Below are 18,177 nucleotides of genomic sequence, written 5' to 3' on the forward strand. Positions count from 1 at the left end.
GCGCTCAGTATGGCAAGAGGCCGGGGTTCTCCGACGGTGCCGCCGCCCGACGTCTTCTCCAGCCTCGACGGCTTCGGCAGCGTCAACGGCGGCGACTGGGGTGGCTATTGGGCGGCGCGAACACCTATCGACTGTTCGCGCAGATGCTGGCCGGAAGCACCGAGGATTGCGCTGTGCGCGACCCCTGGGTCACTCAAATGAGCGAACTACCGGCACAAGTTCAGATACTCAGGGTGACCGCGGTCACGACGACCTCGACGGTCTTCGCCCCGGCGTCCGACGCGACGACCAGTACGGGCGCCCCGGGTGCCGAAACGACGTGCCCGCCCGTGACGGCCACGGAATAGCCTGCAGGGAAGGCAATCTCGGGAACCGCGAGGACGGTCTGTGAACCCGCCTCGAAATCGCCCGCGCCGTCGGCCCTTTGGGTCGCGTACCGCAACGTCATCGTGCCGTCGGTGAAGGCATACGACAGTGGGACTCCCGAGATCACCTGCGGGTACGGCTGAGCCAGCAGCGCGAGCTTCCCTGTGTCGACGTTGTCGCCCACCGGCGGAAGCGCCGGATCAAGCACCAGCCACTCGGTGTCGGGAGAACCGGTGACATCGCCGACACCGCTGTAGGCCCATTCGATCCAGCCCAGGAGTCTGTCCTGCGCCCCGGACATCTCACGGGCCAGGATCGTCAGGTCGTCGGTGGCGCCGAACTCGGTGAGCAGCGCCGGCATGTCGTGCCGCCTGGCGTAGTGCTGGGCCGCGGCGCCCATCCGGTTCGCGATGAACCCGCAGATCGGCGTCAGTCCACCGCAGTAACCGTGATAGGACAGCACGGTGTCGGGATCGTCGACGGGGCCCAGGCTGACGTGCAGCGACAAGACCATCGGGATCTCGGAGACGCCGGGGTTCGGCGGCTCGACGTAGACCGTCGTGGTGGGGTCGACGGAGCGGATGGCGGCGATCACCTGGTTGTACAGCGGGGTCAGCTGCTGGCGGCCGTAGAAGTCGTTGCCGAGGGCGGCGCGCAACCACTTGCTCCCGGGCCACGGCTCGTTGATGATCTCGTAACCGATGACGTCGGTGTTGCCGCTGAACCTGGCCGCGACCTGCTGCCACGTCAGCGCGAAGTGATCCGACAGGCCCAGCCCGTCGGGCGCGGATGCGTTGGCCCAGAACATGTCCCAGGCATGCCACTCGGCGGGGTTGGTGAAGTAGTTGCCCGGGAAGCCGTTGCTCGGATTGGGCAGTCCGCCGTCCTGCGTCGCCCAGTCGGGAGCACCCTCCCCCTGGAACGCCTCGCTGTAGTTGTCCTGATGCATGTCGATCACGGTGTGGATCCCGTGGGCGGCCAGCGTCTGCACCGTCTGCTCGATCGAGTCGAGGTAGGCGGAGTCGTAGACGCCGGGCTCGGGCTCGATGGCGCTCCAGATGACGCCGAGCCGTACGACGTTGAATCCGTTGGCCGCCAGGAACGCGGCGTCGTCGTCACCGAACCCACTGGCCGCCGGTGTGTACGGCGCGATCTTGTACACCTCGTTGAGGCCGTGCAGCAGCACGACCTGGCCGGTGCCGTTCGTCACCCACGTCCCCGTGGTCCCCAGCGGGGGGAGCGTTCCGCGCGACGGAGGTGTGACGGCGCCGACGACTCCGCCGGAACGGCCGACGACGCCATGACTACCGAGCAACCCGGCGGTGCCGCCCGCGCCGCCGAGGGCGGCCAATCCTGTACCGGCGCCGCCGGATCCGCCGTGGCCTCCGCTGCCCAGGAACGCCGACCCGTTCCCGCCGGTGCCGCCGCGGCCGCCCCGCAGGCCGTCACCGCCGTCGCCGCCCACACCGCCGACGCCCAGCACGAATCCGCGCCCTGCACCGCCCGCCCCGCCGGCGCCACCGGCGAGCGCGTCACTGCCCTGCCCACCGCGTCCGCCGGCGCCGCCGACGCCCATCACGGTGCCGCCCGTGCCGCCGGTCCCTCCGTCGGCACCGGCTCCGCCTTCGCCGCCCCGCCCGCCGACACCGAATGCTCCTGCGCCGCCACCTTTTCCGCCCGAGACGCCCGCGACGGTGCTGTTCCATCCCGGGCCGCCGTCGCCGAGCAGCCAGCCGGCGTCGCCGCCATCGGGACGCTCGGCGGTGCCTGCCGTTCCGTTGCCGATCACGTACGAGCCGAACACCCTGTTGATGTAGCTGTCGACGACGAGTCCCACGTCGCTATTGATCCACGCCTGCACCAGGGTGTGGATCGGGGTGAACACCACGGCCTGCACGAGGGTCGGCACGTCGGTCACATCGACGGGCTCGTTCGCGTCGATGACCTGGGCGGTGCGCTCGGCGGTCGCGGGCCGCGGCGCGGTGTCGGTGGGGGAGTCCGGTGTCTGCTCGGTCGCGAGCTCGCGACGGGCGGCGGCGGCCGTCAGCCACGCGCCGGGGCCTGCTCCCTCCGGCCGCTTCGGTGCGCGTCGTGCCGGTGGTTCCGTCCCCTCGCTCGGGGGGTCGTCGTCGATGCGCACGCGTGCCCGTCGTGCAGGCCCTCGCGCCGGTTCGGAACCCTCGGCGGCCCGCGCGTCATGCCGGGTCCGGTTCGCGATCCGCGCGAAGGGCCGCGCGGTGTCCCGCTCGCCCGGGCCGCTCGCGGTGTTGCTCTGCGCTCCCGCCCCGGCTCCTGACGCCTGCCCAGACTCCGCGCCGGTTTCGGTGCCGGTGTCCGCGGATGCCACCGCCAGACCGCTGCTCACCGCCAGGCCGATGCCCAGGGCCACGGCGAGACCCCCGACGCGACCGATACACGACGCCCCTGTCATGACCTTCTGTATAGGTCACCGGCGACCGCGCCGGCGGCGAATCGCCGAACGACCGTAACGCCGGGCACCTGAGCTGACACACCAGCACGTGACGTCACGGCATATTTTGCATCGTCGGGGGCGTTCAACTAGAGCGCCGAGTGGCAGAACCGGGGCAAGATACTCTCTTGCGCTGGTCGAGACGACGGCGGAATGTCAAGATCTAGTCGCTACCCGGGACAACCGGGAACGCTCGCGGCTCGACGAACAGATGGGAACGCAGTATGAGATCACCGACCAGTCGCCTGTCGCTGGTTGCCGGCGGTATCGCCCTCTCGGCGATGGCGTGGCTGGCTGTGGGGTGTAGCTCGAACGAGAGCAACGCGCCGGAGACCTCCACCACGACGACAACCACGACCACGACGACCGCCACGACGCCTGCGGCACCGCCGCCGCCTCCGCCGGCGTCGCCGACGGAGAACGCGCCCCGGACCGCCGGTGGCAACCCGTTCACCTCGATTCCGCCCAACGCGGGTGACAACGGCAGGAACCCGGGGGCGCCCCGCGCGCCACAGTGACCGTGGTGAGCCATCTTCACTGAACGACACGCCGGTCTCGCGGCACTGGTGGTGAGCGTCTTCGTACTGCTCACCGCCAGTGTCAGGCCGGCGCCGATGTCCGTGCGCGGAGGTCCCGGCGAGGTGATCGGCGGGCCCTACGCCGCGCTGCTGGCACATTCGGTCGATCTCGGGCCGTCGAACGACCGCACCGCACAACTCATCATCGAGCTGCGCGACGCCGTCCCACCGCAGACGTTGCAGAGCTGGGCCGGCACCCGGTCGCTGACCGTGCGATGGCGTCCAGGACAGCACTGGGCGGTCGTCGAGGGCGCCGCGCAGAGGGTCGCGCGAGCTTTCGGCGTGGACATCCACAACTTCCGCGAGCGGCACGGCCGGGTGTTCTACGCTTCGCGGCGCCAGCCCGCCGTCCCCGACGTCCTGGCCGGTGAGGTCAGCGGGATCGGCCGGATCCTGGGCTACACGCCCTATCGCAACTCACAGCCGCGGCAATTGCCCCTCGACGTCCCCGAATTCGGGTTGACGCCCGCCGCGCTGCGCACCACCTACGAAGCCGACGGCTTGTTCGGCGACGGCTACACCGGCAAGGGGCAGACGATCGTCATCTTCGCGTTCGGCGGCTTCGATCAGGCCGACCTCGACGCGTTCGCCACCCGATACGCGCTGCCGCGGTTCGCTCCGACAGTGATCGGCGGACCGCCCGGGGAATCGAGCGCGGAGACGACGATGGATCTGTCGATCGTGCACGCGATCGCGCCCGATGCGCAGAAGGTGGTGGTCAACGCGCGTCCGACAGTCGAGGGTGACGGTGCCTACGTCAAGATCGGCCAGATGATGGAGGACGTCGACCGGCTGTTCCCCGGCGCGGTGTGGAGCTTCTCGATCAGCTGGGGTTGCGACAAACTGCTCACCGCTACGGATCTCGCGCCCGCGCGGTCGGCCTTGGTGGCCGCGGCCGGCCGCGGCACGACGGCGTTCATGGCCAACGGTGACCTCGCCGGACTGGAGTGCAAGAGCGGCGACGACTGGTCGTCGGCGCCGGAGGCTGACAACGTCGGACTGAATTCGGTTGCCTCCCTTCCGGAAATGGTCAACGTCGGCGGGACGACTCTGTCGACCGACGCCCGTGGTGGCTGGCTGGGTGAGCAGACGTGGTACGACATTCCGCTGTCGCTGGGCACCAGCGGGGGAGTGTCGGAGTTGTTCGACCTGCCCGGGTGGCAGGGCGCCGCTGCCGGCAGCGTCGCCGCGGACCGCAACACCGGACAGCGGTTGACCCCGGACGTGGCCGCGGTCGCCGATCCGTTCACCGGAGTGAGCTTCATTCTCGACGGCCAGCCGACCATCGGCGGCGGCACATCGCAGGCCGCCCCGATCTGGGCCGGCTTCGCCGCAGTGATGAACGACTACCTGCTCTCCACCGGGGGGCGACGCCTCGGCGACCTCAACCCGCAGCTGTATCGCATCGCCGCGGGGGCACGCCTGCCGGCGTTTCGCGATGTGACCCTGGGCGGCAACGCCGTCGACAACGCCGCGCCGGGCTACGACCTCGTCACCGGGCTGGGCACCCCCCGGGTCGGCAACCTGGTCCGAGACGTCGCGGATCTGCAACGGGAGACCTCATGAGCGACGACGAACAAGTGCCCACCACCGAGTGCCGGGTCTGCCGCGTCGACGTGCCCGCGGGCACGTTCTGCGGTCTGTGCGGATGCCATCTGACGCCCCGAAAGTTCGAGGGCCCGGACTGGTTGCGGATCCGCAACTTCGGTGCCGCCCCGGGTGAGAGCGTGCTGTCGCCGTCACTGGTCAGTTCGCTGTTCCCACAACTGACGCATCGCGGCGCGTTCCGGCTGGCGTTGGGGGCGATGCTGGTGTCGCTGGTGGCCTTCGCGCTGCTGCGCATGCCGGCGGCGCTGATCGCCGTCGGCGTCCTGGGCCTGCCCACCCTGTTCGTCATCTATCTGCGCGAGGCCGACGCGTTCCGCGACCTGCCGCCCCGCGTGCTGGCGCTGACCGCGGTGCTGGGGATCGGTCTCGGTGTCGGTTTCGCGCTGTTCAGCGGTGCCGCATTCGACCGGTCCTCCGGGTTCGCGCTCGGCGTCGGGATGACCGGCGAGCAGATGCTGCTGGAGGGCATCGCGATCCCGCTGGGCGGCGCGGTACTCATGCTGGTGCCCGTCGTCGTCATCCGGCTGATCGGGCGGCCCTCTCGAGAGTCGTTGGAAGGCTTCATGATCGGTGCGCTCGGCGCGCTGATGTTCACCGCGGCGGCGATGATGACCAGGCTGGTGCCCCAGCTCGACACCGGGCTCGTCAGCACGGCGCCGCTGAGCTTCTACATCGTCGAAGCAGGCATCCGGGGCGTCGCGGTGCCGTTGACCTCCGCCGCGACGGGTGGACTGATCGGCGCCGCCCTTTGGTTCGTGCGTCCGGAGAGCAAGAAGCACCAGCGCCCCGGCGTCGCCCGCGCGGTCCTGGTGTTCTTCGCGGTGGCGATCCTGCTGCTGAGCATCGCCCTGGGACTGGTCGACGTCTCCCGCTCACACCAGTGGCTGATGCTGGCACTGTATGCGGCCGTGGCGGCGGTTGCCGTGTTGCTGCTGCGGATCAGCCTGCACCTGGCGCTGCTGCACGAGGCGCACGACGAGATCGCCGCCGACGAACCCGTGCTCTGCCAGAACTGCGGCCACGTGGTGCCCGACATGGCGTTCTGCCCGGGCTGCGGAGTGGCGGCCCGGGCGTCGTCGCGGTCCTCCCGCGCGCTGCGCCGCACCGCGCGCCCGCAACCCGTCGACACCGACGGCGACGGACGTTGACCACCACCACGTTCTTTCCCGGCTACGCGGTCACCGGGAAGCGCTACCAGGCGACGTCCACACAGCGCAGTTCGCACCGAAAAGTGTTGTTGCTGTGGCTGATTCCGGTCATCGTCGTCGGTGCGGTGCTCGCCGCCATCTCGTCCAAGGTCACCCAGGCGCCGGTGCGCTATGTCTGCCCGCCGGACTGCGGCCGGTCTCCCACCGGCACGCCCGTCGCCATCAATCCGCGCTTCACCGCGCCGGACGGATCCTTCTCGGTGTCTTATCCCGCCTCCGGTGCGGCCTACCGCGTCACCACCCAGGGCGACGGCGTCACCGCCGAGTTCACCGGCGGGGAGGGTGGGACGATGCGACTGTTCAGCGAACCCGCCCGGGGCAGGACCGCGCAGCAGGTCGCCAACGACCTGGTGGCCGCGCACGTGCCGGATCCGCGCAGGGCCTACGAGATTCCCAACGCGATGGTGGGCTACCAGCCGGGCTACGGGGAGGCGATCGACTACTACCCGCAGGGCGGCATGAGCAGCTACGCCCGGATGCGCGTGATCGCCATGGTGGCGGTCAAGAACGATCTGGCACTGGTCGCCTCGGTCGTCGGTCCCTACCACCAGTTCGGACCGGACTTCGGCCCCGGCAAGCCCTCGGGCGCCAACGTGCAACTCGCCCTCGACATGGGCAAATACGTCAACAGCTTCTCGTGGCGGGGCGATCCACCCCGCTGAGCGCAGACGGTGGCCAAGGGCCTCGAACACGGTTACGTTCGAAGGGTGACCGCTCCGACCGAGGCCCGATGTGGGAAATGCGGCCGGACGTCGCCGGTCGTGTCGTCACAGCCCACCTGGTCAGCCGGGTCCGACCGGATCAGCCGCTGGTTTCTCGACGTCGAATGTGCCGACTGCGGTCAGCAGTACGGGTGGCTGGGCGACTGCTGAACGGCGCGTTCGTCTTCCGGGCACCCGTCGCCCGTCCTAGGATGTCAGCAACGACAGGGGGCTGGATGTGAAGCGATCGGTGATGACGCGCATGGGTCTGTGTGGGGCGGCCGCTGCGACCTCGCTGCTGACTCTCGCGGCGCCCGCCGGGGCCGACACCGCGTCCTTCCTCAGCGGGCTGGAACCCGTCTACACGTCGCTGACCCGCGAACAGCTGCTGAACGCGGGCGCGATCTCCTGCGGGATCCTGGACGCCGGACAGCCGGCGCCGGTCGCCGTCGAGACCCTTTACCGGCAGATGGGCATCGCCCTGGCCACCGGCAACGACATCGTCGCCGCTGCCGCCCTCCACCTCGGCTGCTGAGGCGGGCTCACCACCCCATGGAGCCCGGCACCCCTTTGAAGGGTCCGGCGACCCAGCTGGTGATCCAGCCGCCGTAGAACCCGCCGGGTTGCGGCACCACGACCTCGCCGTTGACGGTGCACCGGTCCACCGCGGTGGCCATCACGGCGACCGCACCGGCGATCGCGGCGAACCCGCGCGTCGGCGACCGGTAGGTCCACGCCGCCCGCGGGGCGATGACCGTCGGCGTCACCAGGTCGAAATAGCTTGCCTGCCCCTTCCATTCGCACCACGACGCTCCGTCGGCGTCACGCAGAACCCCGTCGCCGAAGCTTTCGGCGGGAAGGTAGTAGGTGGGGGGATGGCTGGTCTCGAGCACCCGCCAGGCGCGCTCGGTGGACGCGATCACCTGACCGCCCAATTCGATGGTGATCGACCCGGCGAACTCCTCGAGTCGTGGGGGTCGAGGGTAGTCCCAGACCGACTCCTGTCCAGGTCGGGGCTTGTCCGGTACCGGCATGCCGCCGAGTGTAGGCCGAGATTGGCGCATCGTCTGTTTCGATCACCGCCCCCAAGGGGCACCTTGATTCCATGACCATCCGAGACCATCAGCGTCAACGCACGTTCTTCGGGCACCCGATCGGACTGACCAACCTGTTCGGTGTCGAGTTGTGGGAGCGATTCTCGTTCTACGGGATGCTCACGATTCTGGCGTACTACCTCTACTACTCGGTGACCGAAGGCGGCCTCGGGCTGCCGCAGAGCACGGCCACCGGGATCGTCGGCGCCTACGGCGGACTGGTGTACCTGTCCACCGTGCTCGGCGGCTGGGTGGCCGACCGGTTGCTGGGTATGGAGCGCACCGTGTTCTACGGCGGTGTGGTGGTGATGATCGGGCACATCGCGCTGGCGGTGCTACCCGGGTTGACCGGTGTCGGCGTCGGATTGGTGTGCGTGGCACTGGGCTCGGGCGCACTCAAGGCGAACGCGTCGTCGCTGCTGGGCACGCTCTACGACAAGGGTGACGCGCGCGCCGACGGCGGCTTCACGCTGTTCTATCTGGGCATCAACCTGGGCGCGTTCATCGGTCCGCTGATCACCGGGCTGCTGCAGACCCGCGTGGGGTTCCACTACGGGTTCGGTGCGGCGGCCGTCGGGATGGCACTGGGCCTGGTCCAGTACGTGGCGTTCCGGCGCAACCTCGGCGAGTACGGCCGCGACGTGCCGAACCCGTTGCCGCGCAACGCTATCGGTAAGACGGTCGGCGTCATGGTCGCCGGACTGGTGGTGATCGGACTCGCGATCGCGATCGAGCTCGTCACGCTGGCGAACCTGTCACAGGTGACCACCGGCGTCATCGTCGTCGCGTCGGTGCTGTACTTCGCGGTCATGCTGCGCAGCGCGCACGTCGCCACCGAGGAGAGGGTCCGGGTCCGCGCGTTCATCCCGCTGTTCATCGCCAACGCGGTGTTCTGGTCGCTGTTCCAGCAGATCTTCACGGTGCTGGCCGTCTACTCCGACGAGAGGATGAACTGGACGATCTTCGGCTGGACGGCGCCGTCGAGCTGGATCGGTTCCATCGAACCGGTGTGGATCATCGTGCTGTCGCCGCTGTTCGCGCTGCTGTGGACCCGGCTCGGCAACCGGGCGCCCACCACGCCGCGCAAGTTCGCCTACGGCGTGATCGGGATGGGTCTGGCGTTCCTGTGTTTCGTGCCGCTGGCCGGCACGACGGGCCGCGCGACGCCGGCGCTGCTGGTGATGGCGATCATGGCCGTGTTCGCGGTGTCCGAACTGCTGCTCTCGCCGATCGGCCTGTCGGTGACCACCAAGCTGGCCCCGGCGGCGTTCCGCGCGCAGATGATGGCGCTGTACTTCTTCTCGGTAGGCCTCGGCACCGCGATGTCAGGCGTGCTCGCGCGGTACTACGACCCGTCGCGGGAGTTCGCCTACTTCGGCATCCTGGGCGTGGTCGCGGTGGCCGCCGGTGCGGTGGTGTTCGTCATCTCGCCGTGGATCAGTCGCCAGATGGAAGGGGTGCACTGAGCGCGACGGTGGTCACCTCGGTCAGCGTTCCGTCGTCGGTGGGCTGCTCGAAGACCACCTCGGCGTGACGGCCCTCGGCGTTCAGCGAGGCGATCGTGTTGCCGAACAGGGGGCCGCTCAGGTTGCGCCACGACACCGGCAGCTCCGGCGAGCCGGCGCGGCGGGCCCAGCGTCGGGTGAGCCGGGCCGCGGGCGCCGACCAGCCCAGCTTGAACGCGGGCTTGACGAACGCCGGCACGTAGTTGTGCACCGGCGAACAGACCAGTTGATGCACCCGCGCCGGCGTCGGCACGCCGAAATCGGCGCGTGCGGCGTAGCTGTGGTGGACGTCGCCGGACAGCACCGAGATCGTGGCAGGCCCCTGGGGCGACGCCGCCGCGGCGGCGATCAACTCGCCGAGCCGCAGGAACGACGCGAAGAACGCCGGCCAGTGCTCGAGATCGGCGGCCTGCCGGATCTTTTCGGCGATCCGCCCGCGCAGCCCGTCCCGGCCGGCCGCGATCTCGTTGACCGTCTGCAGGTCGGCGAGCGCGGGCGGCAGCAGCCACGGCAGCGACGACCCGATGATCAGGTGGTCGACGGTGTCCAGGTCGTCACCGACCTGCCGCTCGACCCACGCGAACTCGCGGTCGCCCAGCATCTTCCGTTCGCCGCCGTCGAGGATGCGGGCGTTGCGTGAGTCCACCATGACCAGTCGGCTGCGACCCAGGTCCCAGCGGAAGCTGAACCGCAGCCCCTTGTCGCCGTCGACTTCGCTGTCGGCGCGGTCCGCCAGCTCGACGATCAGTGGCCAGCAGTCACCGTCGGCGGCCAGCACCTTCTGGTAGTCCTCGTCGGTCTCGAGTTCGCTCGGGCTCAGATTGCCCAGGTGCTGGTACACCCAGTAGGACCCCAGCCCGGCGCGGATGCGGTCGCGCCACCACGGCTCGGCGTTGATGTCGGCCCGCCACGCCGCCGAGGTGTTCCAGTCGTCGCGAATGTCGTGGTCGTCGAAGATCATCGCGGTCGGCAGGGTGGACAGGATCCACCGGATCTCCGGATCGCCCCAGGTGTGCCGGTAGAGGCTCTCGTACTCGGAGAACGAGACCACCTCGTCGGGCGGGCGGCGGTTGGCCGAGCGCCGCGAGGAGCGGCGGCCCGCCAGATGACGGCGCGCCTCGGGAGTCAGCTCGTCGGCGTAGACCTGATCGCCGAGCAGCAGCAACGCATCCGGCCACTCGTCGACCGGCAATGACGTCAGCCGGGTGGCGTAGCAGTCGAGGGCATCCAGGCCGAGCTTCTCGTCGAGCTTGGCGTCGCCGGTCTTCGGGTAGCGGCACGATCCGAAGATCACCTTCAGCCGGTCGGCCGTGCCCGGACCGCGTGTCCTGATGACGCTCGGCGGGAACGGTGTGTCTGCCTCCGGCCAGCACCTGGTGCCGTCGACGCGCACCTCGTAGGCGGTGGTGGAGTCGGGAGCCAGCCCGCTGACCGGAACGAGGGCGAAGTGAGCGCCCTGCACCTCGAACGTGCGGGTGCGGCAGCCCAGCACCTCCACCTCGGCGGAGGTGTCGGTCTGCACCCACACCGTCGCGGTCGTGTCACCGACGTGGCGCAACACGGGGCCGAGCAGAAGGGTCACCGTGACAGCCTAGAGGGACCAACGGCCGCCCCGCCGTGGTGGCGGAGCGGCCGTCGTTCCTCGATTCTCAAAGGCGGACGAAGGTCCCGGTCGAGCTGTCCCAGACACCCCAGACACCGAGGTCCGGGTTCCACACCACGGGCAGGCCCTCGGCCCAGTCCGGAAGCTCCGGAGCCGGCGGGGTGCCCTCCGGCGGCGTGACGGGCGTGGTGACCCAGGACGGCGCCTCAGGGAACGTGATGCGGTCCTGCGGCATCGGACCACCGTGTCCGGGAGGCGGCAGGTAGCCCAGCCCCGGAGGCAGCGGCGTGCTCGGATCGCCGGCGTTCACGCCAGGCCCGGTGACGGTGGTCGGGCGCGGACCGGGATTGCCGGCGCCCTGCCCGTTGCCGCCGGGATTGCCCGGGTGGTCGGTGCTGCCCGGGCCGTGCGGTGGCGGCGACGCAGGGTCGGCCTGCGCCAGGCCCGCGACGGCTCCGAAGCCGCCGAGTCCCAGAACGCCGGCCGTCGCGAAACCTGCCGCGATCTTCTTCACATCCATCACGAGAACCTCCTCGTTGACCTGATCAGGCTGCGGTGCCGAGCAACACAACCTGTGACGTGCCGTGTGCACTGGAGCCGTTGCCGCCGCAGCGCGACGAGCTCGGCCCCACCCCGACCCGCACCACGGATGTCTGCCCATCCGCGGCGCTAAACCGGCCACTCACAAGAATTTTCCGACTGTGCGGTTGAGCTGCGTAGGTGCGGCGAAGCAGTCTCTGCGCCCGTTGTGAGTTAGCTGTGAATCCCCGTCAGCCTGTAACGCTGCAGCGTCGGCAACCGAAACGCGGTCACCGCCCCAGCTTTTTCCTGATCAGGTCGGTGAGGATGCGCGTGGGCGACACGGGACGGAATGCCCGTGCGGCGGCGGTGAGCGCGTCGCGTGCCTGTTGGGTCAGCTCGAGGTCCGCCGCGGCGACGTTGAACTCGAGCTGGGCGACGCTGGAGGCCCCTGGGATCGCGACGACGCCGGGCAGCGCGATCAGCCACGCCAGGGCCACCTGTGCCGGCTCGGCGCCGAGATCAGCGGCCACGTCGCGCAGGATCTGCAGCAGCGGCTCGATGCGGCGCAGGTTCTCGGGCGCGAACAGGGGATTGACCGCGCGCACGCCACCCGGCCGGTTGTGCTCGCCGTACTTGCCGCCCAGCAGCCCCTGGGCCAGCGGGCTGTAGGCGATGACGATCCGGTTCTCTCGTTCAGCGAACGGAACCAGATCGTCCAGCGCGTCGGGATGGGCGAGGGAGAAGTGCACCTGATTGCTCACCACCGGCCGGCCCAGCGCGGCGTCGGCCTTGCGCCAGCGGGCCAGCGAATAATTCGACACCCCAACCGCGCCGATAAGCCCGCTGTCGAGCAGATCGCGCATGCCGGGCATGATCACCGAATCCGGCACCACCGGGTTGGGCTGATGGATCTGGTAGAGCGGGATGCGGTCCAGCTGCAGCCGCTGTGCGCTGGCCCGGGCGCGTTGCTTGATCACCGCGGGAAACGGCGCCACCGGGAACACCTTGCTGGCGACGGCCACCTCGGAGCGCTGATCGCCGAGTGCCTCGGCGAGAATGCGCTCGCTACGACCGAACCCGTAGACCTCGGCGGTGTCGAACAGCGTCACCCCGAGGGCGAGCGCCCGGGAGACGATGTCGCGGGCCGCGCCCGAGGCGTAGGTGTCGCCATAGCCCCATTCGCGCGAGCCGAACTGCCACGTCCCCAGGCCGATCCGGCTGACCCGGCCGACCCCTTCCACGTCGATGTATTTCATGGCTCCACGGTAGGTGAGACCTGGTAAGTTCCCCGCTACAGCACACCTTCGCGGAGGGGGGTCACCGTGGCCCGGTGTGACCGACCGCAGAAGAGTTGGTCGACGTCGACGCTGTACACGGGCGTCGCGCTGATCGGGATCGGCATGGGCCTGGCCGCCGGACCGGGCGTGGCCGCCGCCGCTCCCACGGACTCCGCCGACAACGCGGCGACCGCCGACACCGGCACCACACAGGCCGTCACCGACACCGAGCCGGCCCCCCGATCGGCTGTGGCCGACACCGGGCCCGCCGACACCGAAGACGTCACCGAAAACGTCACCGAAGACGTCACCGAAGACGTCACCGAGGCCGGGTCCCGGGCCACGTCGACGGCCGGCGGGCGTCACCGCCGTGCCGCCCGACACGTCGAGGCGCGGGCCGAGCGCGCCGACACATCCGCGGACCGATCTGCTGCCGACCGGTCGGCGGCGCCCGAGCCGGAACCCGCAGAACCGACGGTCGCCGCCCGTCCCGAACCGCAGGCCGCACCCACGAGCGAGGCGGTCGCGGTCGACGAGCCGCCGGAGCGGCCGACGCTGCGCAGCGTGGTGAGCGCCCGACCCGTGACGGTGAAGAGCATCGCCACCGATGTGCTGACGTGGTCCGGACTGCGCCCGCTGGCCGACGGGCTGCCGATGCCCAGCGCCCCGGTGTCGGCCCTGGTGGAGTCGATGTGGCTGGCGGTGCGGCAGTCGCAGTACACGCTGCACAACCAGCGGCCGACCGCGGCGCCGACCACCTCCGGGCCCGCCCCCGACGGCACACTGCGCGGAAGCCTCAACGCCACCGACTACGACGACGCCTCCCTCACGTACACCGTCAGCTCGGCCGCGGCCTACGGCACGGTGAGCATCGACGCCGGCGGCGGCTTCGTCTACACCCCGTTCGCTGGAAAAGCCGGTCGCGCAGACAGTTTCACCGTCACCGTCGACGACGTGGCGGGCAACCCCTTCCACGTCCACGGCCTGCTCGGTCTCCTCGGCGTGAACCGGCCGACGGAGGTCGTCATCGCCGTCCCCGCCGACGCTGCCGCCTTGGCCGCGGCCAACACGCCGCCCCGCAGCATCGACGGCCCGTTCACCGACCGGGTGGTCACCGATGCCGCCGCGGCGGCATCAGTGATGAATGACGTCGCCGCCACGCTCGGCGCCGCCGCCGGGTTCGCCGATCCCGCGGCCATCTCCACCGTCACCGCCGGGACCGGGGACACCGCCGAGACCTTCTACCGCTACACCGAAACCGTCGGCGGAATCCCCGTCCTCGGCAGCGACGTCATCCTGGTGACCGACGCACACGGCACGGTGACCGGACTGTTCAACAACTACCGGGGTCTGTCGGCGGCCTTCGACGTGACCCCCGACGCCCGGGTGGACGGCAACGCCGAGATCGCGGCGATCGCCCGCCCGCGAGCCACGTTCACCAAGGAACTGGTCGTCTACGCCCCCGACGACCAGACGGCTCCGAGCCTGGCGTGGCGTGTGGTCGGCGCGGCGCCGCGCGCCCTGTTCTACCGGCCGGGCACCACCTCGCTGGTCGGCGCCGAGGGGGCATGGACCGGCACGGTGATCGTCAGCGTCGCCAACGCGGTGCCGCTCACGGCCGTGAGCGCCGGCAAGGACTGGCTCGGTGCGACGCGGGTCATCACCATCGACGTTCGCAAGACCCCCTGGTTCACCACCTATCGACTGGTCGACGCCGGCCGCGACATCACCACGTACAAGACGTCGTATCCGTTCTTCGGTCTCGGCGGCGGCGTGCTGCCCGGGACCGTGGTCAAGCGCGGATGGCTGGGCTGGAACACCGGCGGGGTGTCCGCGCACGCCAACACCGCGCTGGTCTACGACTACTACCGAGATGTGTTGGGCCGCAGGTCTTTCGATGGAAACGGGGCGCCCGTCGAGGTCAGCATCCTGTACAACCCACAGAAGTCGGCCGGCGGTTATGCCAACGCGTTCTGGGATCCCGGCCTCGAGCAGCTCGCCTTCGGCGACAGCGGGCACCTCGAGGCCGCGGTCGATGTCATCGGCCACGAGTTCACCCACGCCGTGACCAGCTTCGTCGTGGGCGGACCTGCAGGTGGTTCGGTGCTCGACTACGGCGAGCCCGGCGCCCTCAACGAGGCGATGGCCGACATCATGGGCGTGCTGATCGAGAACAAGTCCGGACCGGACCGCTGGCTGCTGGGGGAGGACTCCCAACTCGGGGCGGTCCGAAACCTCGCCGACCCCACCTCGATCAGCACGTCGATGGGTCCCTACCGCGACACCTACGCGAGCCGCTACAAAGGGTTGGGCGACGACGCCGGCGAGCACGTCAACAGCACGATCTTCAGCCATGCCGCATACCTGATGATGACCGACCCGGCGACGGCCGGCATCTCGAACGACATGTGGGCCAAGGTTTTCTACCACGCGCTGTACCGGCTCAGCACCGATTCGGTGTTCACCGACGGGCGGGCGGCGGTACTCAGCGCGGCACGTGCCCTCGGCCTGACCGCCGCGCAGCAGAGCGCGATCGGCGAGGCCTTCGACACCGTCGGAATTCCCAACGGCGCAACGTCATCGGTGGTCGCGGCCTGACTGATCCACCAGCACTGCCCCGTCGGGTCGGTCACCGATCGTCTGCAGCTCGACCGGGTCATCGGCCATTGTCAACCGGATGATCTGCGCGAGCTCGACCGGTGCGTCGCACTGCAAATAGTGGTCGGCGCCCGGCACCACCCAGTAGCGGTTGCGGCCCGGCTTGGACCGCAGGTAGGTCTGCCAGACGTGGTTGGCGACCCGCAGCGGCGCGACGCTGTCATGGAGCCCCCAGATCAGCGTGGTGTCGAGGTCGATACCCGACAGCCGCTGCAGCCACCCGGTCTCGTCGGCGGCCCGTTCGTGCAGATAGCGGACGGTGTCCGGCAGCACCGCGATTCCGTCGTTGTGGGCGAAACAGCCAGCCAGCGCAGCGATCTCGGGATCCTGGAGATCGCGGCGCGGAAGGAACGTGGTCGCGCCGAGGCCAGCCGCCAGCAGCTCCGGGGTGGTCGCCGCCGCCGTGGCGCGGCCGGTCGCGTCATCGAGCAGCGCCACCTGGAACGCGGTCAGATTGGCCAGCGGGAGATAGATGTTGGCGTTGGTCAGGAACAGTTCTCGCGGGAGCGCGGCGGCGTCGAGGTCGGCGAGCATGGCGAGCGCGATCATGCCGACGCTGCTGCCCCGGTCGTGGGTGATCATCCGGTACTCGTCGAGGTGCCACACCTCGGTGATCGCGTGCACGAGCAGCCGCGCGTCGTCGTACAGCGAATAGACGTACGGCGCCTGCGGCTTGTCCGACAGCCCGTACCCCGGGAAGTCCAGGGTGAAGATCTCGACGTCGGCAGCCAGTTCACCCGCCAGGGCGCGGAAGTCGATGCTCGCCGTGGGGAACCCGTGCACGCACACCAGCGGCGGCGCGCCCGGTGTCCCGCAGCGGCGGGCGAACACGCCGACCGGTCGTCCGCCGTTGGCGGGCGTGGTCGAGGCCCAGGTGAAAGTCGCTCCCGCTCGTTGCCATTCGTCGAAGACATCCACGCGTGAAAAGCTAGCGTGTCGGTGGCGGATCGGAGGGGGTGTTCAACGATGCGGCGCGTGCTCGCCCTTGTCGCCCCGCTCGGGCTCGCCTTCATCCCCCTCGGCATGGCCCTGGGTTTCCTGGTGGTGCACGCCGGGCTGTCGTGGTGGTGGGCGCCGGTGTTCGCCGGGGTGATCTACGCCGGCTCACTGGAGTTCCTGATGGTGGCGCTGGCGGCGGGTGCCGCTCCGGTGGCGGCCGTCGCGCTGACCTCGCTGGTGGTCAATTCGCGGCACATCTTCTACGCGCTGTCCTTCCCGCTGCACCGCGTCACCGGTCTGCCGGCGAAGCTCTACAGCACGTACACGCTGTCCGACGAGGCGTACGCCGTCGCCGTCAGCCCCGACGCGCAGGGCTGGACGACCCGCCCGATTTTGTTCATGCAGGTGATGTTTCACCTGCTGTGGGTGACCGGTGCGGGGCTGGGCGGACTGGTGGGGGAGGCGCTTCCGATCGACCGGCTCGTCGGCCTGGACTTCGCGCTGACCGCGCTGTTCATCGTGCTGGGCATCGAGGCGTACCGGCAGCGGCCGGACCGGCTCACCGCCGCGATCGCCGTGGCCTGCGCGGCCGGCGCGTGGCTGGTGGTTCCCGGCCAGATGCTGGTGTGTGCGTTCGCCGCGTTCACCGCCATGCTGCTGCTGCGGCGACGGTATGCCTGACACCGGCTACATCGCACTGCTGGTCATGACCAGCGCGGCGGTGACCTGGGCGCTTCGCGCGCTGCCGTTCGCGGCGCTGGCGCCCATGCGGGACAGCGCCGTCGTGCGCTACCTCAGCGTGCACATGCCCGTCGGCGTGATGGTGATGCTGGCGATCTACTCGCTGAAGACCGCCGTGGGGGACACCGCGCTGCAGCTGCTGTGGCTGGCCTGCGCGGTCGCGGTGACGGCGGGCCTGCAGCTCTGGCGCGGGCGGGCGCTGCTGAGCATCCTCGCCGGGACCACGTGCTACGTGACGTTGATGACCGCGTGGGGCGGCTGACTCAGTCGGCGCCCTGTAGGTAGGCCACCAGCGCATTGGTCAGGCCGCGGCGTGCGACATCCAGATCGGCGTACGAGCCGAGTTGGCGTTCGGAGACCAGCCCGCGCATCGCCCCGGGGATCAGTGTGCCGACCTCGCGGACGCGTTCGGGGTCGACGTCCAGGCCCGCGAACGCGTCGTGACAGATCGCCAGCCACGACTGCCCCCATGAATACAGTTCGGCCGCGGTCCGCGGATACAGCCGCTCCAACTCCGCGTGATCGCGGGGGAGGGCGGCGCGCAGGTTCTCGATCGCACGTGAATCCCGTTCTGCCAGGCCGTCGTACAGCGTGTCGATGATCGTCGCGACACGGTCCCGCAACGGCGCGTCGGTATCGGCGGGCGCGAACACATCCGCCCGGCGCTCGGCGGTGCGGTGCAGCACTGCGGCCCAGAACCCGTCGGCGTCGCCGAACTGGTACTGCACCGCGCCCCACGTCGCGCCGATGTCCTTGGCGATGCGGTTGGCCGACACGGACCCCGGATCGCCGGAGGCCAGCGACCGCAGGGCAGCTTCGAGCATGTTCTCGCGCGTGGCCTGACCGCGCCGGTTGGGTCGTCGCGCGGAGGCCGCTACGTCGGTCATGATCCGAGGGTACCGAAAGT

17 protein-coding genes and 1 pseudogene are annotated in these 18,177 nt (G+C 69.9%); 10 read left to right on the top strand and 8 right to left on the bottom strand.

Annotated elements, in window-relative coordinates:
- Nucleotides 1–9: 9 nt before the first annotated feature.
- Nucleotides 10–299: pseudogene (locus G6N45_RS28050) on the top strand (hypothetical protein); the annotation flags it as partial.
- Here G6N45_RS28050 and G6N45_RS14825 read toward each other — a convergent pair.
- Entirely contained in the window at nucleotides 221–2,797 is a 2,577-nt protein-coding gene (locus tag G6N45_RS14825; protein WP_163722985.1) for a cellulase family glycosylhydrolase, read from the bottom strand. The pseudogene G6N45_RS28050 and the gene G6N45_RS14825 overlap by 79 nt on opposite strands.
- A gap of 202 nt (nucleotides 2,798–2,999) precedes the next feature.
- Nucleotides 3,000–3,281 (bottom strand): hypothetical protein, encoded by a 282-nt coding sequence (locus tag G6N45_RS14830; RefSeq protein WP_163722986.1) that lies wholly within the window; start codon nucleotides 3,279–3,281, stop codon nucleotides 3,000–3,002.
- Nucleotides 3,282–3,450: 169 nt separating this feature from the next.
- On the opposite strand from G6N45_RS14830, the gene G6N45_RS14835 reads away from it, so the two are divergent.
- From G6N45_RS14835 to G6N45_RS14850, 5 genes are all read left to right on the top strand, one after another.
- Nucleotides 3,451–4,980 (top strand): S53 family peptidase, encoded by a 1,530-nt coding sequence (locus tag G6N45_RS14835; protein WP_246229103.1) that lies wholly within the window; start codon nucleotides 3,451–3,453, stop codon nucleotides 4,978–4,980.
- Nucleotides 4,977–6,170, top strand: coding sequence for a zinc ribbon domain-containing protein (locus tag G6N45_RS14840; RefSeq protein WP_163722987.1), 1,194 nt, complete (start codon nucleotides 4,977–4,979; stop codon nucleotides 6,168–6,170). The genes G6N45_RS14835 and G6N45_RS14840 overlap by 4 nt, the downstream gene beginning before the upstream one ends.
- A complete protein-coding gene (locus G6N45_RS14845) occupies nucleotides 6,167–6,892 on the top strand; it encodes a hypothetical protein (RefSeq protein ID WP_163722988.1) in 726 nt (241 codons plus the stop codon). The genes G6N45_RS14840 and G6N45_RS14845 overlap by 4 nt, the downstream gene beginning before the upstream one ends.
- A 45-nt stretch (nucleotides 6,893–6,937) precedes the next feature.
- Complete coding sequence (locus tag G6N45_RS28455; RefSeq protein WP_456093949.1) at nucleotides 6,938–7,102, top strand: DUF7160 family protein; 165 nt, start codon at nucleotides 6,938–6,940, stop codon at nucleotides 7,100–7,102.
- A 67-nt stretch (nucleotides 7,103–7,169) separates the two neighbouring features.
- Entirely contained in the window at nucleotides 7,170–7,466 is a 297-nt protein-coding gene (locus G6N45_RS14850) for a hypothetical protein (RefSeq protein ID WP_220100579.1), read from the top strand.
- 7 nt (nucleotides 7,467–7,473) lie between these two features.
- On the opposite strand, the gene G6N45_RS14855 is transcribed toward G6N45_RS14850, so the two are convergent.
- Nucleotides 7,474–7,965, bottom strand: coding sequence for a DUF427 domain-containing protein (locus G6N45_RS14855; RefSeq protein WP_163722989.1), 492 nt, complete (start codon nucleotides 7,963–7,965; stop codon nucleotides 7,474–7,476).
- A gap of 71 nt (nucleotides 7,966–8,036) precedes the next feature.
- Here G6N45_RS14855 and G6N45_RS14860 point away from each other — a divergent pair, with 71 nt between their 5' ends.
- The gene (locus G6N45_RS14860; RefSeq protein WP_179965182.1) at nucleotides 8,037–9,491 is read left to right on the top strand and encodes a peptide MFS transporter; all 1,455 of its coding nucleotides are present in this window, start codon (nucleotides 8,037–8,039) and stop codon (nucleotides 9,489–9,491) included.
- Here the strand turns inward: G6N45_RS14860 and G6N45_RS14865 are convergent.
- The 3 genes from G6N45_RS14865 to G6N45_RS14875 form a co-directional block, all read right to left on the bottom strand.
- Complete coding sequence (locus tag G6N45_RS14865) at nucleotides 9,463–11,112, bottom strand: alkaline phosphatase D family protein (RefSeq protein WP_163722990.1); 1,650 nt, start codon at nucleotides 11,110–11,112, stop codon at nucleotides 9,463–9,465. The genes G6N45_RS14860 and G6N45_RS14865 overlap by 29 nt on opposite strands.
- A gap of 67 nt (nucleotides 11,113–11,179) precedes the next feature.
- A complete protein-coding gene (locus G6N45_RS14870; RefSeq protein WP_163728462.1) occupies nucleotides 11,180–11,653 on the bottom strand; it encodes a hypothetical protein in 474 nt (157 codons plus the stop codon).
- 289 nt (nucleotides 11,654–11,942) lie between these two features.
- Nucleotides 11,943–12,911: an aldo/keto reductase gene (locus G6N45_RS14875; RefSeq protein WP_163722991.1), complete on the bottom strand. Its 969-nt coding sequence runs from the start codon at nucleotides 12,909–12,911 to the stop codon at nucleotides 11,943–11,945.
- A 66-nt stretch (nucleotides 12,912–12,977) separates the two neighbouring features.
- Between G6N45_RS14875 and G6N45_RS28255 the strand changes: the two genes are divergently transcribed.
- On the top strand, nucleotides 12,978–15,530 hold the full coding sequence (locus tag G6N45_RS28255; protein WP_264060016.1) for a M4 family metallopeptidase: 2,553 nt from the start codon (nucleotides 12,978–12,980) through the stop codon (nucleotides 15,528–15,530).
- Here G6N45_RS28255 and G6N45_RS14885 read toward each other — a convergent pair.
- Nucleotides 15,510–16,508 carry an alpha/beta fold hydrolase gene (locus G6N45_RS14885; protein WP_163722992.1) on the bottom strand — a complete coding sequence of 333 codons (999 nt, stop codon included), beginning with the start codon at nucleotides 16,506–16,508 and terminating at the stop codon, nucleotides 15,510–15,512. The two genes, G6N45_RS28255 and G6N45_RS14885, sit on opposite strands and share 21 nt — an antisense overlap.
- A gap of 48 nt (nucleotides 16,509–16,556) precedes the next feature.
- Between G6N45_RS14885 and G6N45_RS14890 the strand changes: the two genes are divergently transcribed.
- Both G6N45_RS14890 and G6N45_RS14895 read left to right on the top strand, forming a co-directional pair.
- Nucleotides 16,557–17,210 carry an AzlC family ABC transporter permease gene (locus tag G6N45_RS14890; RefSeq protein WP_163722993.1) on the top strand — a complete coding sequence of 218 codons (654 nt, stop codon included), beginning with the start codon at nucleotides 16,557–16,559 and terminating at the stop codon, nucleotides 17,208–17,210.
- Entirely contained in the window at nucleotides 17,203–17,532 is a 330-nt protein-coding gene (locus tag G6N45_RS14895) for a branched-chain amino acid transport AzlD family protein (RefSeq protein WP_163722994.1), read from the top strand. The genes G6N45_RS14890 and G6N45_RS14895 overlap by 8 nt, the downstream gene beginning before the upstream one ends.
- Before the next feature lies 1 nt (nucleotide 17,533).
- Here the strand turns inward: G6N45_RS14895 and G6N45_RS14900 are convergent, their stop codons facing one another.
- On the bottom strand, nucleotides 17,534–18,157 hold the full coding sequence (locus tag G6N45_RS14900; RefSeq protein WP_163722995.1) for a TetR/AcrR family transcriptional regulator: 624 nt from the start codon (nucleotides 18,155–18,157) through the stop codon (nucleotides 17,534–17,536).
- Nucleotides 18,158–18,177 lie beyond the last annotated feature (20 nt).

This window comes from Mycolicibacterium psychrotolerans (genome assembly GCF_010729305.1).
Classification (GTDB): Bacteria; Actinomycetota; Actinomycetes; order Mycobacteriales; family Mycobacteriaceae; genus Mycobacterium; species Mycobacterium psychrotolerans.